This is a genomic window from Pseudarthrobacter sp. PS3-L1 (genome assembly GCF_030063285.1).
In the GTDB taxonomy this organism is placed as follows: domain Bacteria; phylum Actinomycetota; class Actinomycetes; order Actinomycetales; family Micrococcaceae; genus Arthrobacter.
The window spans coordinates 16,474-42,843 of record NZ_JASISU010000007.1 but is presented as its reverse complement, the minus strand read 5'-3'; the positions used below and the strand labels follow the sequence as shown (position 1 = coordinate 42,843).

Sequence of the window (26,370 nt, the reverse complement as noted above, 5' to 3'; positions counted from 1 at the left end):
CTGATGAGCTGTTCAAGTTCACGACATCGGTCGTCAACGTGATCACAGCAGTCATCGCTCTACTTTCCACGCGGAACGCGCTCTTAACGAGCAAACGCCCCCGGGTTGCACCCCGGAAGCGTAAGCGTAAAGCAAGGAAGGTGTACCTACTCATCCGGTGGTCATAGCCACAAGGGCTATGGCCGCCGGTCTCCTTCCAAGTTTCGCGTCACCTCACCGAAGAGGAAACAGTCATGGACCCGTTCACCATCATCAGTTTCACCTGCTCACTCATCGACCTGGCCGCGACAACCGCGACCTATAGGATCCTGCACACGTCCACCCACAGGCAGGACTAAACGCCCCCGGCTGGGCCTACCCACCAGGTAGGCCCAGCCCCAGCGACCGCGACCAAAATACCCACTTCCGCATCACCCAAGCCTGCCCACGTCCTCGCTCTCGGAATCCCCATCCGAGACGTGCAGAGGACCGCTGCGCTTCGCCCGCCGATTCAGCCACTGCTCACGATACTGCTCAATTTCCTTAGCCCGCTTGTTGCCCCACCTCACGCCAAGCCACGCACCTAGCCCGGTACCTGAACCCAAAAGAACACCGGCGACCCACTCCCACCCAACAACAACCCCCACAATCACTGCGACAACAACGCCCAGGGCGATAACCGCGACTTTTCTCTTATCCACCACGTGACGCTCCGTATAAATAGATCATGACCTCACCCTAAGCTGCTCACCAATTCAGTGCATCGACCGCAAGAATCAGCCATAAACGCTGCGTCCACGTCGTCAACGCATCATGGGAAAACTCAACAACTACGGCGTCCCGCTGGCGCGGTCCGGCTCTTGGGTGGTGTCGGTCCGTCGCAGAGCTCCTGCCCGCCCCCACCTGTTTCTTTACGTCTTCGACGTTTTGTGGTTGCTGTCCTCCGGATTCTAGGGGTCCGCTCCACCCCGTCTAGCCCCGTTCGTTCCTCCGGGGCCTGCGGTGTGGACGATCAGCTACGGCGCTCCTACGTCGCTTATTTCCTCCGCAAATCCCCCACACCTTGCCACAGGTAGACAGGGCTCCGTCGGACCCCGAGCAAGCAAGCTTGCCAGCAACCAAAAAACAACGGGGGGAAGAAAGGCAGTAGCTGGCACAGTGACGCTGCCCCCTCACCTCATTCCTCAGCAAAGGACACAACACTATGACTGCTTCACTGCGCGCTACCGGCCCGGCCGATATTCTCAGCTTCGTTCCTCATACTCTGGGTAAAGTCCCGTCCGAGTCGTTTGTTTTCCTGAGTCTTCAGGGAACCAAGCTCGGCGCCACCCTACGGGTGGACGCCCCGAGCACTTCGGAGCCATTCGCTTTCGCCCATGCCATGCGCGACTACCTCGGCGTTGATACGGCCGCGACAGGTGCCCTGCTGGTGATCTACACAGAACAGACAGGCCAGGACGCGCCGCGCCCGTTCCACGGATTCGTTGAAGCGATCATCGAGGTATTCGAGAGCGCAGGCACACCCGTAAAAGATGGGTGGCTGGTCACTCCCACCCACTGGCAGAACCTGCTCTGTGATGACGAGGCCGCATGCTGTGAACCACACCCTCTGGAGACCATTACCGACAGCGCGCTGAACTCCGAACTGATCTACCGCGGCAGCTCCTACAACCAGAACACCCCCATCACCTACCCGCCGTACGCTGGGGATGAAGAAAGGGGAAACCTCATCGACATCACCACATGGCTGGACGTCGGGGACTTCACCAAGGCCCGTTCACTCTGGGCCACTGCGCTCACTACAGAGGAAGCAGTGAGTGAGGTTGACGCGGTGAGCTTGCTGGCAGCGTTCCAGATCCCGGCACTACGGGATGCGTTGATGGTGAACATCATCGACCCGGACCTTGAAAACGCTGAGGACTCAGGGAACCTGCTTATCGGTACAGGAATCGCACCGGACTGGTCACGCGTGGACAAAGCCCAAGCCCGCGCACAAGAACTAATCCCCCTGGCACCGCACGGATACCGTGCACCGCTGCTGAGCCTGATCGGCTGGATCAACTACCTCAAAGGAAGCTCATCGGTAGCAGCTGAACACTTCAACCTTGCCACCACCGACGCGGGCAGCTACCGCCTCGCGGAACTCCTGAGCGAGCTCATCAACCGGGGAACCGTCGCGCAGGTAGCGACGAACCCAGCCACCGCCTACCAGCGCCTGAACTAACCAGCACAGACGCGACGGGACCGGGCCAACAGGTTCGGTCCCGCCGCGGACGTGGGTGGCGGCGGCCTCCCCCGCAAGCTCCTCCGGCCGCCGGTAACGCTCGCGCGGGCGCAGCACCACCCCACAAGAAACCTCACCACCTGCCGGGTTAGAGTGGAAACACCACCAACCAGGCAGGAACACCATGAGCCACGGATTCATCCTCACGGTCGCCGACGCCGCACCCGAAAGCATCACTGCCATCGAGGAACACCTCGAAATTGCGCTCATGGACAACGACCCCAAAAAGGTCCCGGTGGATCTGACCTGGAAAAACGCAGGACAGCCCTACTAACCCCCAAACTCACCGCGCAGCAGCACTACTGCCCGGGAAAAGATTTCCTTTTGCTGAGGGAAAAACTGTAAGAGCCGACACCTACCAAGGTGCCGGCTCTTACTTTTTGGTCCAATGTTTGTAGTGCATCCACGTGGCCCACACCATGCCAACGAGGCCGATAACAGCAAAGACGATCATTGCAAATAGCTCTTTTGAATCGCTCACGTCAGTTCCCCCGGCATCATCGGATCCTTACACTCAGGAAAGTATAGCTATCTGCGCGGATCTGCTTCGGTCGCTCCATGTATTTCACGCCAACCGCTGATAGAGACTACTGCGGCATAAGCGGCACCCATGAGGATAAGCACCGCATTACCGATGAGCACCCAGCTTCCGTCGGCTATGAGAGCAGTACCGACACCCACAACAGACAAAACGACTGATGCCAGCGCACCAATCACCACCTGCTTCTTCTTACGTTCCATACGATTCAGCCTAGGCCAGGGACGATGATCGCAGGGGTGTTCACGCAGCTCGGTGCCACTCGCCCTGGTCTGCGGATCGGTTTCAACAAGGAAGAACGGGCGTCCCGCTGGCGCGGTCCGGCTCTTGGGTGGTGTCGGTCCGTCGCAGAGCTCCTGCCCGTCCCCACCTTTTTCTTACGTCTTCGACGTTTTGTGGTTGCTGTCCTCCGGATTTTAGGGGTCCGCTCCACCCCGTCTAGCCCCGTTCGTTCCTCCGGGGCCTGCGGTGCGGACGATCAGCTCCGGCGCTCCTGCGTCGCTTATTTCCTCCGCGAATCCCCCCGCACCTTGCCACAGGTAGACAGGGCTCCGTCGGACCCCGAGCAAGCAAGCTTGCCAGCAACCAAAAAACAACGGGGAGGGGCCAAGTAGCTGGCATGGGTTCGCACCGTCCCCTCACCCGTATCGATGAAACAAGGAGAAACAGACATGAGCGCAATCGCAGAAAAGCAGAGCACCACAACCGCTACCGCACCGGTGCTGGAATGGATCGATCCGACCACATTGAGCGTGGACGTCAACGTCCGCAAGGACGCAGCCCTGACGACCTCGTTCATTGCCAGCATCAAGGAACACGGCGTGCTGGAACCGGTGATCGCCCATCGTAAGGACGATGGCACCGTGCACGTGCTGATGGGACAGCGCCGCACCCGCGCTGCCGTCGAAGCCGGACGGAACCTGATCCCGGTCATGGTGATGGACTCCCCGGAAGAAGCGACACGGATCATCACGCAGGTAGTGGAGAACATCCAGCGTTCGGCCCTGACCGACGCTGATGAAGCGGACGCCTATCACCAACTTTCCCTGATCGGCGTGACAGCCGGGCAGATCGCCAAGAAAACCGGACGGACCAAGACCGCAGTCGAGGGTGCTTTGAAGGCCAAAGCATCCGATGCCGGGACCGCCGCGCTGGGCAAGGGATGCACCATCGAAGAAGCACTCATACTCGCTGAGTTCGAAGGAGATACGGACGCTACCGAGGAAATCGAGTCCGTTATCGCTGATGAACCCGAGCAGCTCGCCCACGTCGCCCAACAATTCAGGGACCGCAGGGCACAGGCCGCAGCACTTACTGCACTGATCGCGGAAATTGAAGCGACCGGCAAAACCATTGTTCAGGACGCAAGCTATTACGCAGGAGAGGACAACATCTATCCCACCCACGCACTGCGTGCTGATGGGCAAGACGCGAGTGAGGACGATGCGAACGCGGTCATCATCACCACCGACTACCAAGGCAACCACCGCGTCACAGCAGTCATTGCAGGATTTGAAGCACTTGGCTTTACCGCCAAGCGGGAGCGCTACACCGGGGAAACCACGGCAGCGAAAGGACCAATGACCGATGAAGAAAAAGAGACACGTAGGACCCTGATCGAGAACAACAAGCTCATGGTCTCAGCAACGACCGTCCGCCGAGAATGGGTCACCAGCCTGTTGGCGAAGAAGCAAGCCCCCAAAGGCTGGCAGTACTTCACCATCCACGCCATCACCCACCACAGCGAAGTAGCCAGCGGCTACGACGGCGAGGTGGCCGCAACCATGGCCGGAGCCAAGATGGAGGGAGAGAAGTCGTGGGCGTGGAACCCGCTGCGGGAGCACGTAGCGAAAACCACGACCCGGCCCGAGTTCTCACTGATCGCCCTGATCTGCGCAGGATATGAAAAGACCATCGCCAAAGACTCATGGCGGTCCCCCCACCAGAGCCACCGGGACTACCTCAACCAGCTCGTTCTCTGGGGATACACCGCCTCCGAGACTGAGCAGATCATCATCGACAGCGACAAGTAACACCCACCGGGCATAGAAAAAGCCCGGACCCTAGATATTCGAACTATCTAGGCTCCGGGCTTTTTTCTCCCACTATTCTAACCGAACATCCCCGATGCCCCCCAACAAAACACCGGGCCGGGAAAACAGGGCACAGGAACCGCTGAAAACGCGGGCGGTCCGCCGCACCAGGGCCCACCTCACGTGCGGACTCACCAGCGACGGACCGCCAATAAACCGCGACACATCCTTAGCCTCACCCTGGGTACAGCGCAGCAGTTACCGCCACAGAGTCGTGTACGCGTAACCGTTCCCATTAGGAACACAGCCCTCAACCAGGCGCACGAAAGAACCAAAACCTGGGCGCGCAGCATTCAATCCTGCTTCACACTGAGCCTTTGAACCATGCCAGTACACGTGCCGCTCAGCAGCCTGAGCTGGCAGAGCGACAGCGATTCCTCCTCCAACGAGCATTGATGTAGCAACAGCAGCGGACGCAAGCTTCCTCTTCAGATTCATCATTTCGTTAGAATAATTGCCGACGAAGAGAAGATCAATGGGCACCACTCCCCACCACGGCGCCAACCCCTCGCCCACCTGGGCACGGCAAAAGCTCACCCCTACGGGCTTTTCCCGCACACACCTGGACGACGGGACCCAAAAGTCCGGCTGACCACAACCACCAGGTCACTACCATCGAAGGACCTCACCACAGGTCTGCCGGCGATCATGGACAGCCTCTCAAAATGCTCGGGTACAAACCCCAAACCTCAAAGATCCAACGATCAAAAGATGCCTGGACCATCCACCGGAGCCGCCATGGCCACGAACGCGCCAACGGTCAGGTTTGGGTGCGCGGTGCGGTCTTCACGATGCTCTCTTTTCGAGGACCACGAACAGGGCGGCTCACGCCACAAAAACGACGGACCCACCACCCCAAATAGGCACCTAGAAATGGGATTAAACCGTCTAGAATAAAGGCTAAAACCCTGTTTATTCAGGTCAATAATTGCTAGAATAGAAGTATCAAGTCAAGCAGTCGAACGCAACTAAAACTCATACGAAACCAGGTACTGACAATGACTTCTCCAACCACCGATTACACGGTCTACACCAAGCCGGCCTGCCCCAACTGCGAGAAGACCCGCGCGTACTTCGAGGCCAAGGGCATCACCTACACGGCTATCGACATCACCGAGAACCCTGCCGCCCTTGAATACATCACCGCTGAACTTGGATATTCACAGGCCCCTGTCGTGGTCAGTGCTGCCGATGCCCAGGATCACTGGGCAGGGCTACGTCGGGACAAGTTGGTTCAGGCTGTCATGAACCACGCAACGGCTGCGTGAGTGTCATGGTTGAGTACCAGCGCAGCGCTGACCGGTTTGCCCTGTCTCCGCGAAGGATTACAGATGCTGACTGGTTTGGCTTGGAAGCCAACCAGTCAGGAACCATCCATGTCCCCATCATTAACCACTACACGGTCCAGCCGGCCCAGGGCACTGTCAGGGGCAACGAGAATGATGACGGGCACTGCCGCCGGCCTGCACGCCGACACTGATACCGAACCACTACGGGGGAGAACCTGCCATGACTGACTTTCACGACGAGCTCCGCGCCCGTGTCTACGGTAGCTACACCCTGGAAGCGGGAACTGAAATGCTGATCCGTGCCTTCGAGGGCCGGTTCGCTGAACCTGGCAACCCGTGGGTGGATGAGGATCCGATGAGCCGGAAAGTCTGGATCGACTTCGGGGAAATCCCCAACCACGTCGGCGCGCTCTCCGGTGGGGAACGGCGGTTCCTGATGCTGGCCGCCTCCGTGGCCACGAATGTCCCGGTGGGCATTGGGGAACTCATGGATGGCCTGGACCGGGACCTGATGGACCTTGCGCTGGCCGCGTTCGCGCATGCCTCCGGCTCCCACGAGGTGTGGTTCATGGACAATGGCCGTTCCATCGTCCACGGACAGTGGCCCGGGACCTTGCACCCTTGGCCGGAAACCGAATCCAAGGACTGATCATGGCGACGAAACCGACTTCACATATCACCCCGTACTTCACCCAGGACCAGGCGGACCAGGTGCGGGCAGCCCTGCAGGCCGTCGGTCATGCCGAGAGGTACGCGTCCCTGTCGGATCTGGTAGTCGCCGCGACCATGCGCGAAATCAAAAGACTCCAGCGCAAACACAACGACGGCAAACCCTGGGATCCCGTCCCCGCCGGAACGGCCCGCCCTGGCCGGCGGACTCGCGCCGAAACCGCAGCGAGCGAGGACCGTAAATAGGTTGCTGAGCGTGGTCTGTAGATTCGCTCGCCAGGTCACCATTGGCAGTGATCTTTCCACGGCTGACCGGCGAGAAGTTACCAACCGCTGCTCAGGTACGTGGGCGGCTGAAATTCGAGACAAAACAGTCACATGACTATGTGCCGATATTGTCTGTTGGCCCTCCCGTCCACAGGTGCACGGCGGGACCCATTGGACCGGCTGCACACAATCGCCAGGGAACCAGGGGAGCGCACGCTGCGGGAGGTGGCCGGCGATCATGCACAGCCTCACAGATGCCGGGCCTCTAAGGCCGAAACTGCGCATACCTTTTGTGGAGCTGAGTGTTTGAAAACGCAGAGGGCCACACCTTAGAGTGTGGCCCTCTTTTGTCTGCTGTCATCCCTGCTGAAAAGACGTAAGTAGTATTTGTGGTTTCCCGGCTGGGGCGTGTCTTGGTCCATGAGGAACTGGTCCGTGTTTGTTGCCGCGCTGGGTGGAGACTGTGCACAGCCACGGCTTCGCAACGGTGAGCTGTACTGCCCACGGTGAGGTGGTGGTTGTGTGCAGTCGGTTAGTTGGGTCCCGTCGTCCCCATGTGTGCGGGAAAAGCCCGAAGGTTTAGCTTTTGCCGTGCCCATGGGCGTCGAGGGGCAACGTAAACCCCTTCTCAGCTCACACCTAGTTTTCGTATGTTACCTGTGTAGCTTCGGATGCCTTGCGTGTGGTTTTGGTGCCGCGTGGACGCCCGCCACTCTTGCGTGTCGGTGAGGCGATGCCGAACCCGCGTAGGTCAGCTTCGCTCCACTCTGCACGCAGCGCCGCTGCATGGTCTTTGGCGTACTGCTGTTCGGCAACAGCAAGGGCTTCGGCTGCCTCGGTGACGCGCACGCCCGAGGCGGCGACTGTTTTGACGGCCTGAACTTTCAGGTCGCGGGCGGCGTCGATCTTCGCGGCCGCTTGTGCGGCAATGTCGTTGATGTCCATACCCCGAGCCTACCGAGGGTTTCGGACCCAAGGGAACCCGAGTTTTTCCGGTCGCCCGCAGAGGGCGCGAAAACACCAAAAGCAGACCGTGCGGAGCAAGCTATACATTTACACGGGTGTAAGTGGCTTGTCGCTCTCGACACTGCGTTCTGTTTGCGGCACACTTGTCAGTGTGGTCCCCGGGTTTCGGGGTCGCTGCGCTGGGCCTTTGAGGGAGGTTTCGAGGATGAGTGAAGTGGAAGGCTCTGGCCGTTCCAAGCTTTTTCGCCGTCGTCGTGAGAACACTCCGGCAGGTTCCAAGAAGCGTCGCGACGTGTGGGTCACGGTGGAGGAAGAGGCGGCTCTCGTTGCGAGAGCTGAACGCGAGAAGGTCACTGTCCCGAATCTTTTGATTTCGTCGGCACTGTCTGAGAAGAATGATTCTCCGACGGAGCGCAGGGCGATCATCGCGGAGCTGATGAGGCTTCATTTGTTGCTGGCTCGTTCTTCGAACAACATCAACCAGCTCGCTCGCCAGGCGAACGCGACGGGGGAGTTTCCGGCAGAAGCTTCTGAGGGTTTGCGCCACATTCGTTCTGTGGCGATGCGCATTGACGAAGCCATTGACGGGCTGACGCCGTAATGATTCCGAACATCACACGCGGTTCGCGCATGGGTGGTCTGATGATCTACCTGACGACGACGGACGCAGACCGGACAAAGAACGCGCACACGGACCCGCACCTTGTTGCCGGGGATTCTGCGCTTATGGCGTGGTACGACGATTCAACGCTTGACCGCGAGGATGCGCTGGCGATTGCCAAGCACCTTGACCGGCCCCGCAAGGCTTACGGCGTTGCAGTTCAGGTCAAGGATTTTGACTGGGACCCCGTGAAGAAGGAACGCATTGCGGTCGGCCATAAGGATGCGCATGTGTGGCATTGCTCGCTGAGTCTGCGCGCCGAAGAAGGTGCGCTGACAGATCAGCAGTGGGGCGATATTGCCAATGACTTTGTGGACTCCATGGGCTTCACGGAGACCAGCGGAAAAGCACAGTGCCGGTGGGCTGCGATCAACCACGGAACCTCTGAGAACGGTAACCACCACATCCACTTAGCTGTCTCTCTCGTGCGCGAGGACGGCACGAAAGCCTCCACCCATGGGGACTACAAGAAGGCCCAGCAAACGTGCCGCGAGCTGGAAGTAAAGTACGGCCTGGAACAGCTCTCCACGATCCACGCCACACGCGGCTACGGGCAGGCCGAAAAGGGCGCAGCGGTCCGGGATGAACGCGAAATGCACCGTTCTTCCCTGGCCCGTAAAGTGCGTGCTTGTTCATCGGCTGCTGTCTCCGAGGCAGAGTTTGTGCGCCGTGCCCGCGACACCGGAATGCTGCTTCGTCCGAGGTACGCGAAGAACACCACCGACGTCATCATTGGCTACTCGGTAGCCGAACGCCCCACCCATGGAGAGCGCCCCGTATGGTTTGGTGGCGGCACGCTCGCATCGGATTTGAAGCTGGGTGCCTTGCGTGAGGGATGGCACGATCTTGGCTCCGAAGCGATAGATGCCGCAGCGGAATGGAACGCCGCCGCACGGAACAAACGCACCGTGAAAAGGAACGGTGCCGAGCACTACGTTCCGCGTGAGGGCGACTGGGTTGAGTTCACCCGCAACGCCAACGCGCTGGTGGACAAACTCCGCGCCCATCCACGTGATGATCACGCCACCTGGGCGAAAGCCGCACGGGAGGTTTCCGGTGCGTTCGCCGCATGGTCCTACCGGCTTGAAGCAACACCAGGACCGCTTGCTGCTACCGCTGCTGAACTCTCCCGCACAGCACAACTTCGTGCGCCCAAGGATCACAGCAAACCCGTAGCAATGCCGTCGATCACCGGTACGGCAATGATGTTTATGGCCGCGTCGAGTAAGAGCAAAACAGCGGCCCAGGCCGCGCTGATGATCCAGCTGATCAACACCGCGTTCGCCGTTTATGAAATGCACGAACAGTCCGGACGGACCCGTGAAGCCCAACGCATCCGTTCAGTGATCAAGGACCAGCTTGGCCCGTTCACAGCGACGATGCCTAAGAGTGCTGTGGCGGTTGCTGAGAAGCCTCTGACTGCTGAGGAAAAAGCCGCAGCTGAGTCCAGGAGCCGTCGGCAGACGAGCTTCCCGCAACCACGTTCGGGGATTGTCGTTCCGGGCACGGTGACAAAAGCTTCACCGGCCAAGACTTACCAGCCGAGCCGGGATAGTTCCGGCCCGGGCATGGACAGATAAGAGACCAAGCGCACCACCAATTGCTAAGGGGAACACCATGAGTGAAACCGATGGAATGGACGAGTTCCTGGACGGAGGAATGCGTCAGACATTGATGATGGCCTCCCGCATTGCCGAGACCATTGCGCGCCGACGCCAGGAATCCGCCCGCCAGCAAGAACACCAGGACGCCCAAGCCGCACACGAAGCCCAGGCGCAGCTTGCAGCCCAGCGCACAGCGGCACAGGCAGCACTAGCCCCGGTGGAAAAAGATCAGTGGTGGGACAAAGCAGGGCCACACGATATTGCCACCGCGCACACCATCGCTGAGAGCTGGAAAGAGAACGACCCCATGGCGTTGGCCACGTCGGAGAAGATCCGTGAAGAAGTCCTGACACGCTACGGGATCGACACCCACGACGTCGGCAACGACAGCGAATACCTCGCCTCAGGAATCGAAGCAAGAACCACTGAAAAGACCAGGCAAGATGCCCTGGCACTCAGTGACCAGGAGAAGCGCAAAGCTGCCGCTGAACACGACAAGGCCATGGCACTTCTTGGGGCAGCTCGTGCCGAAGACCTCCGTGCCCAGACAGAGAAGTTCGCCCCTGAGATGGAACGCAATGGAGTCCCCGCTGAGTACCTGGCAAATCCCGATATGGTGACCGCTCTGGAACGGGCGCAGTCGGCCAAGACACCTAAGGCCCTGGCCGCAGCGGACGCGACCGTGCAGGAACGTAAGTACCTGATCGGTAAGGACGGGATCAACGGACCCGACATTGACCAGCTCCGCAAAGAAACAGAGCAGAACGTCGGCAGCGCCGACGCGTTGCACTTCAACGACGCCGATTTCGTTCACGCGGCCAAGAACATGCACGAAGCGAAAATCCTGGCCGAGGGTGGATTCAAGGGCAACGAGTTCTCTTCGATGGAACAACGCTACGAACGCGCTGAGAAGGAACTCTTCGCCCGCATGGAAGGCGTAGGCCGGGAAATCGAGAACCGCGTCACCGGCAACGACAACGCCCGGCTCAAAGACCAAGGACTCAAAACAGAGACCGAATCAGCGGCTAGTTACGGCTCCGCCGAACACAACGAACAGTTCGCAGAATCCCTCAAAGACAGTGGTGCCACCGAAGCGCAGATACACGGACGGGTAATCGCGGCCCGCAGCCAGGGCGCACACCCCGCCGAAGCTGTGGCACTGGGCAAGAACGCAAAGAAAGCACGCAAGAGCAGCACAGGCAAGTCTGTAGGCGCTGAGCGCGCACAGAGCGGTCGAAGCCGCTAACCGGGGGTCGGGGACCAATCGTCTGGAAACTGGCGCTAAGGACATCAGAATCATCCAAATAGAACGATCCCTCGACCTCCGAGCGCTCAAGAACCTCAGAACCAAACCGCCCGATCCCGAACGTCATCGCTGTCTCTGACACAGCACGACCGGAACCGATGACCGCATCCACCAGTGTCTCCCGAAGCCTGCGCGTGGATCGTGCCCGCCGCGGGACCTGGGGTGTCGGTTCGCAAAACGTTTTCCGCTCACACAGACGCTCATCACAGAACCAGCGCCGCTTGTCCCACAGGAGCACCACCGCACCGGCGACCGGAATGTCACGCAGCTTCTGGCACCGGCGCTCCTTGACCCGCGAAGCGATCATTCCGCATCTCGGGCACCCCGGCGGGAGCGTGGACTCCACAGTGACGTGGCGGATCCCGTCAGGGAGCAGGACAGTGCCGGCGACACGGTAATCGGGCAGGTTGAAGATCATGCTGGCAGCGTCATGGCCAGCCCCAGTAGGCTCTAACAAGGCTCGTGGTTCCTGTTCAGGTTGAATGCGTAGTAACACTCATCCCAGCAGGACCACGAGTCCTCTACTAGCTACAACACGAACCAATTTCCCCGGGAACCTTGAAGAGCCTGATTACCGTGATTTTCAGTTTCGTACAGTGTTACCTGGCAAATAATGCCAGGTTGGCCTCAACCTTATTAGGAGACGCATGCGGATTGGGCTGCCTGACCGGGCATATCTAGCTGACATAGAACGGTTCTTGTCCATGGTCGAAGAAGACGGATCACCGGACCTCACGTTCGCTCCTAAACAAGGACTTTTCTCACTTCACCCACTAGTTCTAAGCATGATCGTTTCGATGGCTGATCACTGCCGATTCAAGGGTGGCTCTGTAAAATTGGATGGCCTTGTTTTAAACAGCAGTACTCGTTACCTCGAGCGCATGGGGCTTTTCAAGCTTATGGAACAGGAAACTGGCCTTCCTGTTGTTGAGCACGACCCAGCAGGCAGATTCATACCCCTCACTCGAATTACAAACAATCAGGAATTGACCAAGTTCGTAACAGACTTTGTTCCGCTGCTTCACGCCACTCCGACCGAGGCGGACTCCGTGAAGTATGTACTTTACGAATTGATTAGGAACGTGCTTGAGCACGCCGGAGCAGTTGATCGAGGAGCCATTGCCGCCGCGCAAGTGACCTCAACCGGCCGGCTACTCATCGGGGTAGCAGACTCCGGAATCGGTGTCTGTAAATCTCTGAGTCGTTCACATCCTGTGACGGACCACAAGTCGGCTATCGAACTCGCGTTTCAACCCGGCGTGACCGGGACAACAGCGCGCTTTGGTGGTAACGAAACCAACGGTGGAGCTGGATTGTTCTTTATGAAGGCTATGAGTACCCTCGCTCGGCACCACATGGTCATGGTGACCGGAGATCAGATGATGAAACTGTTGACGCAACCTAAGCATAAGAATGGCAGCACGCCAGCCATCAAGTCGAAACTCGAGGATGACCGTGTGCGGTGGCGAGAAATGCCGTTCATGTACAGCGGGACAGCAGTGGGTGTTGACATCACTGTCAAAGAGACACTTGCTTTCAGTGATCTATTGAAAGAAATCCGGGAGGTTTACCATGTCAATGTTCGTAAATCGACTCGCCAGAGAAATAAAGCGAGATTTGTATGAAAATCGCAGAGCACACAGGTGCTTTTGCCGGGGATAAGGACGCCGCCGCTTCAATACGAGACGAATATATTAAACCGACTCTCGAAAATGGGAAGGATATTCTGTTAGATTTTGAAGGAGTTGACTTAGCAACACAGTCTTTTATACATGCTCTAATTGCAGCAGTAGTGCGAGAAAAATCTGAAAATCTCGATCACATTTCTTTTAAGAACTGCAATGAGAATGTCCAATCACTTATTGAGATTGTCGTGGAGTACGCACAGGATGAATTTGAATAAATATTAGCAGGGACGTTAGAGCAGCAAAATTGGGACCCCTGTCAGTGGTTTCACCCTCGAGCCCAACGCCTCCAGAGTGATTTCTTGCGTGCTGGTTCTGCAGTCTCCGCATGATTCTCATCTGCGCTGGATCGTGGCATAGGGGGTCAGGGACCAACCCTCTAACCCCCCCAGTCCAAAGAGAACGAGAAAGGGAGACCGCCTCATGGCGGTCTCCCTTTGCGTGATCTGTCTTTATGGTTGGTCGAGGCGGGCATCAACAAACCAACCTGGTGGAGCTTTCGCCAGCTCCAGCAGCTCCGGTTCCCTGTGGGTGGCCTTATCGCAGTTATGGAACGGGCCGCGTGGGTTCATCAAGATAGCCATGTGGTGGTCCGCATGATCCTTGTACCAAATGCTCAATCCCGTCGCGGCATCTAGCCGTAGGTTTTCCCAAGCCCGCCACATGGACTCAATCCGCTCGATGGCTTCTGGATGGTAGTACCACTGGGCACACCATGTCAGAGCGCGTCCGTCTATCTCGCGCACATAGTTGGGAAGCAGCTGCTCATGCAGGAACTCCTCAGCGGAGCCGTAGACCAGCTTTGCTGGCTTCTCCTGGCCCTCCTCGGGCACCATGGAGGACGACTGTGGGACGTCAGGGAAGGACTCGTTGAAGAGGCCGGTTTCTTCCTGCATCTTTAGATTCTCCTATTCCGTGACCCAAGGATTTGCCGCAGCGGGGGTTCCTACCGCTAGGGCTGGTTCTTCTGGCCGTGGGCTGTACTTCTTTATTGAAGCGGCAACCGCCTCCTTGTGTGGCCCGTTGTACCAGGGCATGGTTCGGACCAGCGTTGCTGGCGCACCGGAGGCGAGAACGACGGCGCGGCCACGATCCAGCTCCGCGAGGTTGGAGACGTCAAAGATACGTTCCTTACCCTCCTGGCGAGAGCGGGAGGACCCGGACTTACCGGAGGAAACAGAGACGTTGCTGTAGCTGTAGTCGCCAATGAGGTCCGAGAGCGCCCGCAGGAAACCTTCCTCGGCTACGCCGCCTCCGTAGACCTTGACGTTCGCAGCTGACCAGATTTTCCGCATGTTCGCCTCGCCCCAGAGTTCGACGCCTTGGGACCAGGACTGCAAGATGCCCATGACGATCAGGCCCTTGGAGCCGTAGTGGCTGAACTGATCCGGCAGAGCTGCCCACCGGACGACGTTCGCCAATTCATCGAGGGCGAAGAGTGCTGGTTTGGGGAGGCGCCCACCGCTGCGTTCGGCCCGTTCTTCCATGGCCTCAGCAATGGCCACAGTTAGTGCTGTGGTCAGTGGAGATGCCGTGCCAGCACCTTCCTTGGAAAGGATGTAGATCGTTTCCTGGGAGGCGGCGAAATCGTGCGGGTTGAACTGACGGCGGCTATCGGTGGCCACCGATGCCCCACCCGTGGGAGCAACCCAGCGCAGCGTGTTTCTGGATTTGAGGCACTGGATCATCTTCTCTGCGGTGCCGAAGATACCGTCACGCTGCTTGTCAGCGAGCTTCAACGTGGACTCCAGGCCCTTGTACTGGAGTTCGTAGTCATGGTCCCGAAGAATCGCAATCGGCTCTTTACTGACTTGTTCTGTCACCCACAAATAGACCTGGGTGATGGGCAGGTCACCGAGCGCGGCCGCGAGGAAGTACGAGGAAAGAACGTCCTCAGCTTTCGGATCAAAATACGCGTCCGGCTTGGACCCTGGCACACGGGAGCCTACGGAAAAGTGCTGAGTAAGTTTGTAGGCTTTTTCTTCGTCCGTGACGTAGGAGAGGGGGTTCCACCACCAGTGAGGTTCCTCCTGAGCGATCTTCTGAGGATCGAACACCCACACAGGAGCCACGAGCTCCCGGACTCCACGGGTGCCGTCCACGACGTCGCGCTTGTTCGAGGTCGAGACGACAGCGCCGGGAGCGTCCAGGATGGCGGGCATGACCCGGGAGGTGGACTTACCCGTTCGAGGCCCCCAAATATCCAGGGACAAATCCTCCCAGGACTGGAGGAACTTCTGACCCGTGGAGACGACTTTGCCGACAACGATGCCGGGAGTATCCGTCACACCGAGACGGTCAGCGGTGGCTTTTGCTCCCTTTTCGGAGAACGCGGCCAAGGACTTGCCCCGGCCAAGGTAGCGGGCTGCTTTGTCCACGCGGGCACGCTTGGAGGCACCCTTCCGCCACGCAACCAGAACAACAACAGCAAGAACAATAATCACCCCAGCCATGACACAGGCCGCGACCGTAGCCTGTGTTGGCCACGGCACTTCGCCTTTGATCAGACCTGCAATCAGATCAATTGGGTGCGCGGGCGGCGCTGGGAGGCCAGCGGCCCACGAACCCAAGTGCAGCGCAGCGTAGGTCCCGCCACCGAAGACGACGATAAAACCAATCGCCAACCAGACCAGCAGCGCATCGCCTAGGCCAACGCCCTTACGGTTCGGTGCGCTCATGGTGTGCCCTCTTCGATGGAGAGTTCAGAGGTTCCGCTATCAAGGACGGAGACCGGTACGGGTGCGTGCCATTTCTCTTCGGTGTCATTGACCCCGGCATCTCCTGTCTCCAGGGACGTCAGACCGATGACGACGGGGATACCAGGACGGCCGCCGACTTTGATCAAAAACTTTCCCCGTCCGGGAGGTTCAATGTCGGTCCCGCGTGAGTCCCAGGCTGGCGGGTCTTGCCAGGAGATGAGCTTTTTCTGTTCCTTATTTGAGAGCGGCACAGCCGCCGTGAGTAGGGGCATTTCTGAGGCGGGAAGTCCGCCGCAGATAACCATCCCGGAGCGTTCAACGAAGCCGCGAGCCTTCATCCTGTCTTCTTCTGCTGGCAGTGCCAGCAAGTCAGACATCGTGTGAGAAATCATGATCTGCCCGACGCCCACAGAGCGGTTCAGCCTGGTCAATGCATCCACCCGGTCCACCATGCCTTTACCAGCACGCAGGGCACGCCAGAGTTCATCCAGGACAACGAAGTAGTTCCGGCGCGGTTCAAGACCCACGTCCGCGAGAGCGTTGGCAACGTTGATTGTCCCGAACCCGTAAGACCAGCACGCCAGGAGAACCGCTGCTTGAAGCTCCATATCTGTTGGATCAATAGATGAGACGTCAAAGACCACAGCCCGGTCACGCATCATCGGTTCGGTGGTGTGCTGGGAGAATATTTCCCCGAGCTTGCCGCCACCTGTCAGACCCAGCAGGGTTGCTTCCAGAGCGCGGGTTTCCTGGAGGTAGACGTTAATGTCTCCCCTATCGAGTGCGACCTGTCGCAACTCATCTGGGGCCGAAACGATCACATCGAGAAGGTCTTTCAACACCGGAATACCCTCAAACTTTTCATCAAGGACGCGCAGGGCACGGTCCAAGATGGTCTGTTCCTGATCCGTGGGCGGGTTGTTTCGACTGATCGTGATCAGGGAGACGATCATCGCCAAACGACGACTGTGAGCATCCGCCCGGACCCGGGCAGCGTCTTTGTGGTGACCGCCCTCTTCTAGAAGCTTGGCTACTTCCACAGCCTGGCCGGGGTCCAGGATGTTCAAGTAGCCAACGCCACTGCCAACGCTAATGACTTGCCCGCCGAGGGCGCGAACGGCTTTGACGTGCTCGCCTTTAAGGTCCCCCAGGATCAACGGATTCACGCCCTGGGCAGAGAGGCCAATGAACATCCGCCGCACGACCGTGGACTTACCCAGGCCAGGCCTGCCGAGAATGAACGCAGACGGGTTAGAGATCAGCCGGGCACGCTGGAACCAGCTAATCGGATCACAGCAGACCGTGGCCTGTGTTTCCTCATGCCTACCCAGCGGCACCCCAATCATGGGCGAGGACGCGCCCGAAGAGAACGGCCACAACCCGCAGACCTGGACGGTGGTCCCCCGGTATTCCTTGACCGAGGGAACCAACTGGGCCATGCCCCCGCCCCTACCTGACCAACCACGCGGGCCAGGCCCAACCACACGGACAGGCTTCTTTGCTGCGGACTTCTTGGGAGTTGGCTTGGACTCTGTGACGGTTTTGGCGCGTCGGGTGGTGATCTTCATCCATGCCATTAGAGAGCGTCCTTAATCTCAGAGGGAAGCATCGAGTGTTTAGGCAACACCAAACCCAGCGGCAGGGACGCAGCAAACGCGGTGTCCTGTGCCCCGTAGGCTCGGCGCAGCAGCAACCGTGAAGTTCCTGAAGTTTGCTCAACAGCAGCCACGGCGTCCGCGAGGCGTTCCTTATCTGTGACCGTGGCGGTCACGACGAGACCGAAGTTCACCAACCCTGCCCCTTGGGCTTCTTCTTGTGCTGTCTGGACCGCTGAGCGTGCATCAACCAGGGCACGGGCCGAGGGCCTGTTCCCTGAGGTGATGCGGACGTTGGCGTTGTTCTGATCGCGTTCAACGACAGCAGCAGCCCGGGCGGAATCCATGGGCCGGTAGAGCAGGGAAATGCGTTTACGGTCGATGTCCCCGTGCGGGGCCAGAAGCCTGGACAACACAGCAGAGTTCACGGACCCGCGAGGGGCGCTGGTCATCGTCCATGACACGGACACAGCACTATCGTGCCGGTACGTATCCCAGGAGGCTTGTGTTGCGGACGGGCCTACTTCGCCCCAGCTCAAGGAGACAGGGGTTCCGGCTGCGTGGGCTTCGTCAATGATCAGCGCCGCTGGCGGATCATAGGCAACCCGGACAACCTCACAGAGTTCCTGAGCATCCATGGGGCGGGCAATACCGGCCCCGGTGGCCTGCAACCTGGCTGACAAGCCAGGAATGCGGGAGGCCAGATCGCGTGCAACGTCTTCTGCTTCGCGTTTCTTCGTCCCCGTGCGCAGTGAGGCATTGAACGTCAACGACACCCAGGCCCGCACTGTCGCCGAACCTTCCGGGTAGGTACGAACGACCTCGTGCAGAACTTCTTGGGCGAAGGCAGGCGCGTTCGGGTCAATGTTCATCTGGACCTCATTGCGGAGCCGGTACCCAGAATCAGGTGCTGTTTCCACGGTCACCGCCGCAGCGTCAAGGCCCGCTTCATCCCCAAGATCGGCGAGCCAGCCGCCCCAGTTCGCCACCCACGCATCGACCTGTTCAGGATCAACCAACGAGGCCCCATCAGGTTCAGTGGAGAAGATGACGGTGAAGTGGTTCGTCGTTGGAACATGGAGCAGCGCGAACGGACGGTTATAGGAGTCCTTGAACTCATACAGCCTGGACTGTGCTGCCAGTCCTGGGAGCTGATACGTGCCCCACTGGGTGACGCCCAACGGACCAGAGCGATACAGGTTCGTGCCCGATGACTTCGAGACACGGAAACTGAGGCGGGTTCCCAGGCGGTCAACGATGGATTGACCGTGCTTGTCTTTGACGGTCAGCAACAACGCACTCACACCGGCTACGGCGAGGACGCCAAGGCCCGCGAACAGGCCCCAGATAGCGAAGCTGATGATGCCCAGCAAAAGGCCGGCCATGACGATGCCCGTGCCGATAGCGCCAAGATTTCCCAGCCCTGCCGAGCGCGGTACGCGCCAGTTTCCATAGGACGGTTCTTTGTAATCGGTGCTAATTGCTGCCACTGGGTCCCTCCCCGGTTGATTCTTCTGCCGTGCTCTTGACTGCGTCGTGAGCCTTCTTTGCGCCCTGGACTCCTGCGCTTACTGCCATACCAGCCGGACCCGCAGCCGCCGCTGCTCCACCGGCTGCGGCACCACCAGCGGCTGCTGCTCCACCACCGGCTGCTGCTGCGCCGCTGGTTCCGGCTGCACCACTGGTTGCTGCTGCGGCTCCCGTGCTGGCACCGGCTGCACCAGCAGATCCAGCAACTCCAGAGCCTCCAGGTCCCCCTGGTGTTGGTGTGCCTGTTCCGCCCTGCGGGCCAGGAGTTCCACCACTGCCCTGCGGAGAGCTAGAGGAACCCGTTGTAGAGGACGACTGCGTTTTCGACGTTGAATGAGAGGCCGGTGTGGGTGAGGCGTTGCCCCTACCGCTACCGCCACGACCCATGCTGACCGCTCCCGTGGCCACGGCCCCCACTGCGGCCCCAGCAGCTCCCCCGCCGCCTCCGCCAGAAGCCAGCGCACCCACCATGGGGGTCACGAACTTCATCAACGCAGGCAAGGCGAACAACGCCACGATCATCAGAGCGAAGCCCGTGATCGAGGTGATGAGTTGTTCCTGGCCTTCGTTGTTTCCCATCAGCAAAAACGCGACTGAGTACACGATTGCTGCCGCTGGTTTGTAGAGAATGAACGCGATCGTCCAGCCAACAGCTTTCTGGAACCACTGCTTACCCATTTCCGTGTTCGTGAATGCAGCAGTCGTGGGAAGAATCCCGGCAAGAATCACGAGCATCCCGCTACGGACGACCATCAGCACAACCTGGAAGATCGAAGCGAGCAGACCAACAAGGCCCAGGATGATCAGAATGAACACCCCAACACCTGTTTGACCGGTCATCGTCAGCACTTGCAAGGACTCAGCGAATCCTTTGCCGTTCGTGGAACGGGCAATGATCGCCGAGGAGAACGCATCGGCTGCGATCACGAGAATAGAAATAACTCCCAGGCCAAGACCAGAGACGAGAACGAGCGTTATCAGTGAGCGCAGAATGTCCTTTAGCGGTGCCCCGCGCTGTTCCCAGACCATGCGAGTTCCGCCAAGGATGACGGCAAAAACGGCCAGCGTCATCGTCCACGGCAACAACTCGGAATTCACCGTGGCGACCACCGGGCTAGGCCCGGTCCCGTCCGCGCTGGCAAGGTTCACCGTCGGCATCGAAACCCAGAAGGTCGACAGAGTCGTGACCATCTGACTCAGGGCTTCCATGATCGCTTTGGCCATATTGCCCATCGCGTCATCTGCCAATCCAGAAAGCCAGTCCCCGGCTGGATTCCAAACTGTTGGTCTCATGCCCCGCTCCAGGGAATAACGGTCGAGAGGTCACGGACTTGGCGCGGTTCTTCAAGCGGTGCGCCGTTGTCTGCAACGACTCCCTTCCAATCTCCGTCTTCCCAAATGAGGGTTGTTCGGACAGTGGCAAGGGCACCTGTATCAGCTTTAAAGGCCAGTTCTACAACAGCTTGTTTTGCAGTGTAGGAAACATTGAATCCAGCTACCTGGATCTTCGCTGAACTTACTGGAGTCGTTGTCTTTGGTGCATTCATTCCAGCATCGCGGCCAGAGCCTTTTGCTGCGAGCTGATCCGCGACGGAACGTTCCTTAGCTGGATCGCTACCGAGAGCCCAGAGGTTCACTGCGGCGTAGAGGGACCCAGTAGGTGTGTGAGCGAAACATGACCTAATCCCCTCTTCGTCTGTTTTTCCCGGGCCGATTTCTGGATCAGTAGGAGCGGCCATCGTTCCAACTAGCTCCCACGTTGTCTGTGGTGCTGCACCTAACCCCGAATCTGAAGACCCTGGCAATCCGCAGATGCTCTTATCTGCTGAGGCTGGCGCGGACGAGGTTGGTTTTGCTGCCGCAGTGGTACCAGCCGGGGCTGGTGCCGGGTCTGCCGTGTTCTCGCCCTTGGGAAGGAGGAAGATCACGACGGCCCCTGCGATCAGGGCTAGGACCAAGATTGCGGCGATGATGAATCCTGGTTTGGTGAATGGATTGGACTCGTTGGTGTTCTCTGTTGACTCGCTCATAGTGAACCTCCGAAGTTGGTGGTGCTGGTTTAGACGAAGGCCCGGACGATGCCCGCAGCGCCGGTGATGATGATGCAGCCGAGCAGGACCCAGCCGAGCTTGGCAAGGGATTGGCCTCCCTCGCCGCGCTGGAGCTGGATGACCATGGTGATGCCGACGATGATGACGCCCAGGACGCCGAGAACAAGACCGATACCTGAGGCCCAGTTAAGGACGGTGAGCAGACCGCGTGCTTCGTCCGGGACCGTGGGAGTCGGGTTGGGGATGACGGATGCTGTGAGTGTGGAGAAGTAGTTCATGGTGAGAGACCTTTCAGAGTGTGGTGCGTGGTGTGGTGGTGACCAAGGTGGTCACGTCGGTGATGAAGCGTTGATAGTCGCGGTTCAGGGGTGCTGTTGTGTCCCCGTGCCGCCATGGTTCTACCCATGGCAGGAGCCAGAGCCGGGGCGCTCCCCCGCCGATGATGGAGGCGAAGTCCCGCAGCGCTTTGGGAGTCTTGCCGGGTGCGTCCGCGAGGACAGCCAGGCCAAGAAGATCAACCTCTGGCGTGGCTCCCGAAGCCCATTGCGTGAGAGCACGTTGGGCGGCTGTCAGCCCGCGCATATCGGAGCGGCAGACCAGCAGCACGCGGGCCTTGGCGCCTGAGGGTGCCACGGGCCAGCAATGCCCTGTTGGTGCGGCACCGTCGAGAAGATCAGCCAGGCGGCTCTCCCCAGCTCCCCCGTGAACGCCGAGGACCCACACGCTCGCAGCTCCGTTGACGGTGCGGTGTTCGAGGCGGTCAGCGGTGTCTGGTTCGACCATGCCGCGCAATGGCGCACTGATCACAGCAGCGGCGGGCACATCAGTGGCAAGGGTGTCTGATTCTTGCGTTTCTGGTGTGGGAGCGGTGATCCAGGGGTTTGGGAATAGTTCCATGAGCTGTTTCCTCCTTTCGTTATTTCGTCGTGGTGGTGGTTTAGAAGCCCGTGGCGACCGCTGCGGCTGCGGCCAGCCAAGCCCGCTGTGTTGCGGGCTGCAGGGCCTCGTAACGGATGGGTCCGTTGACCATGGCCGGGTCATACGGGATACGCACGACGGCGCGAACGAAAGGCTCAAAGCCCTCAGCAATGCGCCGGGCTTCGTCTTTGGCCCGCTTGAGAGCGTCCCCGCTCATGCTTCGTTTGGCGTCCGTGGACTCGGAGACGATCACCACGGCGTTACGGGCCAGCTCGGCGTCGTGGCCACCACGAGATTCCAAGGTCTGGAGCGTCAGCCGTGCTGCTTCGGCCCGGTCTTCGATGGCCGTGACGGGAACGACGAGCTGGTTGGTGTGATCAATCATTCGACGCCAGTTCGCAGCCCGTGCAGTATTGCCTGAGTCCATGACCACGAGCCGGTAATACCGGGTCAAGACCTGGTGGGCAATGTCCACTTCCTCAGCAGTAACCTCGTGATCGCCTTCCTCGTTCTCGTCCGAGCGCAGCACATCGAACTTGTCCGCTGTCTGGTGGTGAACGAACTTCGCGATTTCGGCGGCGTTCGTTGAGGGTGAGAGCAGTTCGGTGGAGGAATCAATCAAGTCCAGGACGCTACGGTCATGCGCTCCTTTTTCGGTGCGCCAGCCCAAGGTGCCTTGGGATTCGTTGTTGTCCCAGGCGACGGTTGCAGCGCCACTGTAGCGGGCAAGGATTGCTGAGAGCATCACGACCGTGGGGGTCTTGTTCGCTCCGCCCTTACGGTTTACGACGGCGATGGTGCGCGGGCCGGGCCAATGCTGACTGACCGTGCGCACGTCCTCACGCTCGGTGAGTTCCTCCGGTGAGGGGTCCATTCGGAACCCCAACCGAGTCAAGGACCCGCGCCAGCCCTTCGTCGCTGGCTCCAGCACAGGAGCACTGACCAGGAACGAGGTTTCCTTCAAGCTACGCCGCGTCAACGGAGCCTCCACAGCTTCACCCTGAGGTTCCCCAGGTTTCCCCGCAACCACCACAGGAGTCTCTTGTGCGGCTGCTGGTGGCCACGGCTGCGCCGCAGCTACCTCCACCGCATCCTCTTCCACTGCATCTGCTTTCACGACAGCGGCTTGTTCTACAACCGGTTCCTCTGGAGCTGGAGCTGGTACTGGTGTCGTGTGTGTCTCTTCGGGCACGGGCGTTGGTTCTACCGGCGCTGGTGCGGCAAGCGGCACCGTTTGGATGAGCGCCGGTGCCACTGTTTCTGGCGTGGTGGTCGGAGCTTCGGCGCGGCGGCGCGTGGTCCGTGCCTCATAGGCCACGGATTCGATGTTTCCCTGCGGGTGCACGATCAGTTCCCCGCGCCCCTCAGGGTCTTCTATCTCCGCCCGGACCGGGCGCTGGAGCGTCTTCGCCTCAGTGATGATCAACGCCAAGGCATTGTTGCGTAGAGCTTGAAGGGAGTCCCCTTCTGGGACGATGCGGGAGTTACCGGCCACGATGACTTCGGCGGTGCCGTTATCGCGGACGATGGCCTGAATACTGGGGAAAGCCAGAACCTCAACGGATGTGGTGCTCATGTGCCGTACTTCCTTGTTGTGAGTGTGAATGGGGCAGGTGCAGTCTTTTTACTCAGGCGGGGTGAGCCTGTTGACCTTCCACGGCGCGTCTGGGCCGGTGCGTAGGAGTTGGAGTGAATACGCTCCGGCGTTGGTCGGAACAGAAGCGGTGACCCCGTAACCGTTCTCTTCATCAACTGCCAGAGTCGATGCTCCGGTGACGCGGCTGGCAGGAATGTTCGCCGGGTCCACCGATGAGTAATCCGCTGTGGCTTGTGGGGTTAGCCAGCGGGCAAGGTCGTTGGCCCACTGCTTCTCTTCAACCTCAGGCCGGGCAAAGTCGGCCATGGCCTTTTCCGCAACATCACCAGCGGACTTTTTGCTTGCCTCATCCCAGGGAATCCCGATGGTGGCAGGGATGGTCCCACCAGGTGCTTGTGGGCCACTGTTGGCGCTCAGGGAGACCGGGGCGGTGGGTGTGGCCGTCGTGGTTGCTGACGGAGTGGACACGGTGGCTGTGTTCTCTGCTGCTGGCGTGCAGGCCGCGCAGAGAAACGCCACTGCCAGCAGTGCAATAGGCTTTTTCACTTTGTCTCCTCTTGGGTAGGCAGATACAGGAAAGCTGAGGGAACGGAGCTTGAGACGCTCCGGGTGTAGTAGTTGTGATCGTCCGGTGCCGGGTTGCCGTTGTAGCCCTCTTCGACGTAGGTCCCGTCGTCCTTGACTTCCTTGACCACGGCAACGTGACCGAAGCTAGGGTCAGAGCCGCCAGCGCCAGGGGCGTACCAGACAACGGAACCGACGCGGGGAGTTTTCCCGGTGGGCCAGCCCTTGGCGTCCCACCCTGCCTTCCACGTCAACGCCGAGCCAAGGCTCTGTCCGTCGGGGCGGAAGGTGCCGTTGAGAAACTTGAACGGTGCACTGGTGGACCCCATCTGCTGGTTCACCCGCCACAGGGCGAAGTCCACGCACTCGCGGTAATACAGGTTCAGTGGGGACGTGCTGGCCGAGTTTGCGCCCACCTGCAGCCAGGTAGGTGCGTCTTTCCACGGGTAGTCATTACCCTCACCCGAAGCGCCGGTAGCGGAGCATTCACTGCCAGCAAGATCGAACTTTGCGTCCGTGAGTCCCTGGACGATCTTCACGGCCTCAGGCCAGTACTTCGCGTAGTGGTACGGATCAGCGTTGCGCTGGACCTTGTTGGCCGCGATGGTCGGCTCCATCAGCTCCCACCCGGGCACGCCCTGCAAGACCTTGATGAAGCTCGTAGCGCTGCGGGCAGGGTCCATGCGGTCCTCATACGTGCCCCACGCGCCGTTATCCCGCTGCTGGAACAACCCCCGAGAGTCAGGACCAGGACCATCGCCATAGTCCAGGACACGCAACCCCGACTCCCCCAGAGCAACCATCACACTGAGCGTCTGACCCTTAGCCGAAAGATCAAGAGCCTTACCAGCGCCCATGATCGCGGCCGCGTTCTTCAACTGCTCCGCCGAATACCCATCGACCTTCGTGTTCGCATCAATGGCCACAGAAATCGTCGGCCCACAATCAGCAACAGCAGGCTTCGTAGGAGCCAGCAGCAAAAGCATTCCAAAGATCAAGCCGAGTAGCACGACTGGAATCGCTACCCAGCCAGCTGCAGCGGCCGGTGACTTTTGGTTAGTCATGAAAAACCTCGGATAAGTAAGCCCTTGCTCCCCTGCTCGTCGCGCCCAGCGTCAGGCGATCCGTGCCAAACGGTAAAACGTTGCTCATCGTGTCCTCCCCAGACATGAAATCCAAGACCTATCAATGACTACTGACAGCCCCTGAAACCGAACCAACCCGATATTGTCCACACCTTTGCGAAGAAATGCTTGTCATATCGACCTTTGGCGACATAGCCGTGATCGGCATCGAGAGACTATCTATCAATGATATTTAACTCTCTATGAATGGTAGTCTAGGACCAATGGTTTCACATACGAAGGGATCCAAGTGAAAATGGCTTTATGGTTACCCCGATACGCGTTGTCCAGACATGGCCCGAAGAGGTCGATGTGGCTCTGAGCGCGTTCGGAAACCCCGCACGACTTGAAGTCCTTTGTTTTCTCCACGACCAAGGTCCGTCTTACTTTGGAGACATCCTCGATGGCGTTGGATCATCCGCGTCGAGCCTGGCTCGGACACTGAAGTATCTCGAACAAGAGATTGGTGTCATCAGAGGCGACGTTCCCCTGGGCGACCGCAAGGGGAGAGCCCCTAGATACTCTCTGGAGCGCAAAAGGGTTGGCGCGGCCATCGATGCACTTCAGGCCAGATTGCTGGGATAAACCTTGACATGGCCGAAAGCGACACGCCGGGAAGCCAAATCCCACTTAAGGCAATCAGATTGCTATTGGCTGGTCCTCAGTACCTAACAGAGGAGGACTAATGGCACAGCCATACAAAGGCGATCGCCAGACTGTGACAGCCAAGATCCCGCGCGCTGATGCTGAAAAGCTCAACCGCGTTGTCGAGGCGACCTCTGAAAGCCGTTCCGAGCTCTTGGCGCGGCTTCTGCACGCTCACTTGGAAACAGTGGACCTTGATTCTTTCGCCCAGGAGGCATTGCCTATAGCGCGCGCTAGTTAAAAGCAGAAGGCCCGCACTAGGCGGGCCTTCAGAGCTTATGTAGTTCAGATCCTCATCTGCCAGGA

Annotated in this window: 27 protein-coding genes and 1 pseudogene; 13 read left to right on the top strand and 15 right to left on the bottom strand. The window is 59.3% G+C overall.

Going from position 1 to position 26,370, the window contains the following annotated elements:
• Positions 1-410: 410 nt before the first annotated feature.
• Positions 411-680: a hypothetical protein gene (locus QMG79_RS15770; protein WP_283539580.1), complete on the bottom strand. Its 270-nt coding sequence runs from the start codon at positions 678-680 to the stop codon at positions 411-413.
• Between the two features lie 503 nt (positions 681-1,183).
• On the opposite strand from QMG79_RS15770, the gene QMG79_RS15765 reads away from it, so the two are divergent.
• Both QMG79_RS15765 and QMG79_RS15760 read left to right on the top strand, forming a co-directional pair.
• Complete coding sequence (locus tag QMG79_RS15765) at positions 1,184-2,203, top strand: DUF4192 family protein (RefSeq protein ID WP_283539579.1); 1,020 nt, start codon at positions 1,184-1,186, stop codon at positions 2,201-2,203.
• 184 nt (positions 2,204-2,387) lie between these two features.
• Positions 2,388-2,537: a hypothetical protein gene (locus tag QMG79_RS15760; RefSeq protein WP_283539578.1), complete on the top strand. Its 150-nt coding sequence runs from the start codon at positions 2,388-2,390 to the stop codon at positions 2,535-2,537.
• A 254-nt stretch (positions 2,538-2,791) separates the two neighbouring features.
• Here the strand turns inward: QMG79_RS15760 and QMG79_RS15755 are convergent, their stop codons facing one another.
• Positions 2,792-3,004 carry a hypothetical protein gene (locus QMG79_RS15755; protein ID WP_283539577.1) on the bottom strand — a complete coding sequence of 71 codons (213 nt, stop codon included), beginning with the start codon at positions 3,002-3,004 and terminating at the stop codon, positions 2,792-2,794.
• Positions 3,005-3,472: 468 nt separating this feature from the next.
• On the opposite strand from QMG79_RS15755, the gene QMG79_RS15750 reads away from it, so the two are divergent.
• The 5 genes from QMG79_RS15750 to QMG79_RS15730 all read left to right on the top strand — a co-directional run bounded on the left by QMG79_RS15750 (position 3,473) and on the right by QMG79_RS15730 (position 7,098).
• Complete coding sequence (locus QMG79_RS15750; RefSeq protein ID WP_283539576.1) at positions 3,473-4,834, top strand: ParB/RepB/Spo0J family partition protein; 1,362 nt, start codon at positions 3,473-3,475, stop codon at positions 4,832-4,834.
• A gap of 1,058 nt (positions 4,835-5,892) precedes the next feature.
• On the top strand, positions 5,893-6,162 hold the full coding sequence (locus QMG79_RS15745; RefSeq protein WP_283539575.1) for a glutaredoxin family protein: 270 nt from the start codon (positions 5,893-5,895) through the stop codon (positions 6,160-6,162).
• Positions 6,159-6,374: a hypothetical protein gene (locus QMG79_RS15740; RefSeq protein ID WP_283539574.1), complete on the top strand. Its 216-nt coding sequence runs from the start codon at positions 6,159-6,161 to the stop codon at positions 6,372-6,374. Before QMG79_RS15745 ends, QMG79_RS15740 begins: the two co-directional genes overlap by 4 nt.
• 29 nt (positions 6,375-6,403) lie before the next feature.
• Complete coding sequence (locus QMG79_RS15735; RefSeq protein WP_283539573.1) at positions 6,404-6,832, top strand: P-loop NTPase family protein; 429 nt, start codon at positions 6,404-6,406, stop codon at positions 6,830-6,832.
• A 2-nt stretch (positions 6,833-6,834) separates the two neighbouring features.
• Entirely contained in the window at positions 6,835-7,098 is a 264-nt protein-coding gene (locus QMG79_RS15730; protein WP_283539572.1) for a ParB family protein, read from the top strand.
• 660 nt (positions 7,099-7,758) lie between these two features.
• Here QMG79_RS15730 and QMG79_RS15725 read toward each other — a convergent pair.
• Positions 7,759-8,064, bottom strand: a complete 306-nt coding sequence (locus QMG79_RS15725) for a hypothetical protein (RefSeq protein ID WP_283539571.1) — start codon at positions 8,062-8,064, stop codon at positions 7,759-7,761.
• Between the two features lie 226 nt (positions 8,065-8,290).
• Here QMG79_RS15725 and mobC point away from each other — a divergent pair, with 226 nt between their 5' ends.
• The 3 genes from mobC to QMG79_RS15710 are packed head-to-tail and all read left to right on the top strand — an operon-like array spanning position 8,291 to position 11,596.
• Positions 8,291-8,686, top strand: a complete 396-nt coding sequence (mobC, locus tag QMG79_RS15720) for a plasmid mobilization relaxosome protein MobC (RefSeq protein ID WP_283539570.1) — start codon at positions 8,291-8,293, stop codon at positions 8,684-8,686.
• Positions 8,686-10,326: a relaxase/mobilization nuclease domain-containing protein gene (locus QMG79_RS15715; RefSeq protein WP_283539569.1), complete on the top strand. Its 1,641-nt coding sequence runs from the start codon at positions 8,686-8,688 to the stop codon at positions 10,324-10,326. The genes mobC and QMG79_RS15715 overlap by 1 nt, the downstream gene beginning before the upstream one ends.
• Positions 10,327-10,363: 37 nt before the next feature.
• Positions 10,364-11,596, top strand: coding sequence for a hypothetical protein (locus QMG79_RS15710; protein ID WP_283539568.1), 1,233 nt, complete (start codon positions 10,364-10,366; stop codon positions 11,594-11,596).
• A gap of 262 nt (positions 11,597-11,858) precedes the next feature.
• Here the strand turns inward: QMG79_RS15710 and QMG79_RS15705 are convergent.
• Positions 11,859-12,074, bottom strand: a pseudogene (locus QMG79_RS15705) (transposase family protein); the annotation flags it as partial.
• 286 nt (positions 12,075-12,360) lie between these two features.
• Here QMG79_RS15705 and QMG79_RS15700 point away from each other — a divergent pair.
• A complete protein-coding gene (locus QMG79_RS15700; protein WP_283539567.1) occupies positions 12,361-13,281 on the top strand; it encodes an ATP-binding protein in 921 nt (306 codons plus the stop codon).
• A complete protein-coding gene (locus QMG79_RS15695) occupies positions 13,278-13,559 on the top strand; it encodes an STAS-like domain-containing protein (protein WP_283539566.1) in 282 nt (93 codons plus the stop codon). The genes QMG79_RS15700 and QMG79_RS15695 overlap by 4 nt, the downstream gene beginning before the upstream one ends.
• A gap of 234 nt (positions 13,560-13,793) precedes the next feature.
• Here QMG79_RS15695 and QMG79_RS15690 read toward each other — a convergent pair whose 3' ends face one another.
• Genes QMG79_RS15690 through QMG79_RS15640 form a run of 11 tightly spaced genes read right to left on the bottom strand, consistent with a single transcriptional unit; the run spans position 13,794 to position 25,359 of the window.
• The gene (locus QMG79_RS15690; RefSeq protein WP_283539565.1) at positions 13,794-14,237 is read right to left on the bottom strand and encodes a DUF4913 domain-containing protein; all 444 of its coding nucleotides are present in this window, start codon (positions 14,235-14,237) and stop codon (positions 13,794-13,796) included.
• 12 nt (positions 14,238-14,249) lie between these two features.
• The gene (locus QMG79_RS15685; RefSeq protein ID WP_283539564.1) at positions 14,250-16,019 is read right to left on the bottom strand and encodes a type IV secretory system conjugative DNA transfer family protein; all 1,770 of its coding nucleotides are present in this window, start codon (positions 16,017-16,019) and stop codon (positions 14,250-14,252) included.
• On the bottom strand, positions 16,016-17,617 hold the full coding sequence (locus tag QMG79_RS15680) for a putative type IV secretion/conjugal transfer ATPase (protein ID WP_283539563.1): 1,602 nt from the start codon (positions 17,615-17,617) through the stop codon (positions 16,016-16,018). The genes QMG79_RS15685 and QMG79_RS15680 overlap by 4 nt, the downstream gene beginning before the upstream one ends.
• Positions 17,617-19,125, bottom strand: coding sequence for an SCO6880 family protein (locus QMG79_RS15675; protein ID WP_283539562.1), 1,509 nt, complete (start codon positions 19,123-19,125; stop codon positions 17,617-17,619). The genes QMG79_RS15680 and QMG79_RS15675 overlap by 1 nt, the downstream gene beginning before the upstream one ends.
• Positions 19,112-20,458 carry a TrbL/VirB6 family protein gene (locus tag QMG79_RS15670; protein WP_283539561.1) on the bottom strand — a complete coding sequence of 449 codons (1,347 nt, stop codon included), beginning with the start codon at positions 20,456-20,458 and terminating at the stop codon, positions 19,112-19,114. The genes QMG79_RS15675 and QMG79_RS15670 overlap by 14 nt, the downstream gene beginning before the upstream one ends.
• A complete protein-coding gene (locus QMG79_RS15665; protein ID WP_283539560.1) occupies positions 20,455-21,195 on the bottom strand; it encodes a DUF8175 domain-containg protein in 741 nt (246 codons plus the stop codon). The genes QMG79_RS15670 and QMG79_RS15665 overlap by 4 nt, the downstream gene beginning before the upstream one ends.
• Positions 21,196-21,224: 29 nt before the next feature.
• On the bottom strand, positions 21,225-21,494 hold the full coding sequence (locus QMG79_RS15660; protein ID WP_283539559.1) for a hypothetical protein: 270 nt from the start codon (positions 21,492-21,494) through the stop codon (positions 21,225-21,227).
• 13 nt (positions 21,495-21,507) lie between these two features.
• Positions 21,508-22,113 carry a DUF6668 family protein gene (locus QMG79_RS15655; protein WP_283539558.1) on the bottom strand — a complete coding sequence of 202 codons (606 nt, stop codon included), beginning with the start codon at positions 22,111-22,113 and terminating at the stop codon, positions 21,508-21,510.
• 40 nt (positions 22,114-22,153) lie between these two features.
• Entirely contained in the window at positions 22,154-23,710 is a 1,557-nt protein-coding gene (locus QMG79_RS15650; protein WP_283539557.1) for a chromosome partitioning protein ParA, read from the bottom strand.
• Between the two features lie 48 nt (positions 23,711-23,758).
• Positions 23,759-24,277: a hypothetical protein gene (locus QMG79_RS15645; protein ID WP_283539556.1), complete on the bottom strand. Its 519-nt coding sequence runs from the start codon at positions 24,275-24,277 to the stop codon at positions 23,759-23,761.
• Positions 24,274-25,359: a CHAP domain-containing protein gene (locus QMG79_RS15640; protein ID WP_283539555.1), complete on the bottom strand. Its 1,086-nt coding sequence runs from the start codon at positions 25,357-25,359 to the stop codon at positions 24,274-24,276. Before QMG79_RS15640 ends, QMG79_RS15645 begins: the two co-directional genes overlap by 4 nt.
• Before the next feature lie 745 nt (positions 25,360-26,104).
• Here QMG79_RS15640 and QMG79_RS15635 point away from each other — a divergent pair.
• Positions 26,105-26,305 (top strand): hypothetical protein, encoded by a 201-nt coding sequence (locus tag QMG79_RS15635; RefSeq protein WP_283539554.1) that lies wholly within the window; start codon positions 26,105-26,107, stop codon positions 26,303-26,305.
• The last annotated feature ends 65 nt before the right edge of the window (positions 26,306-26,370 follow it).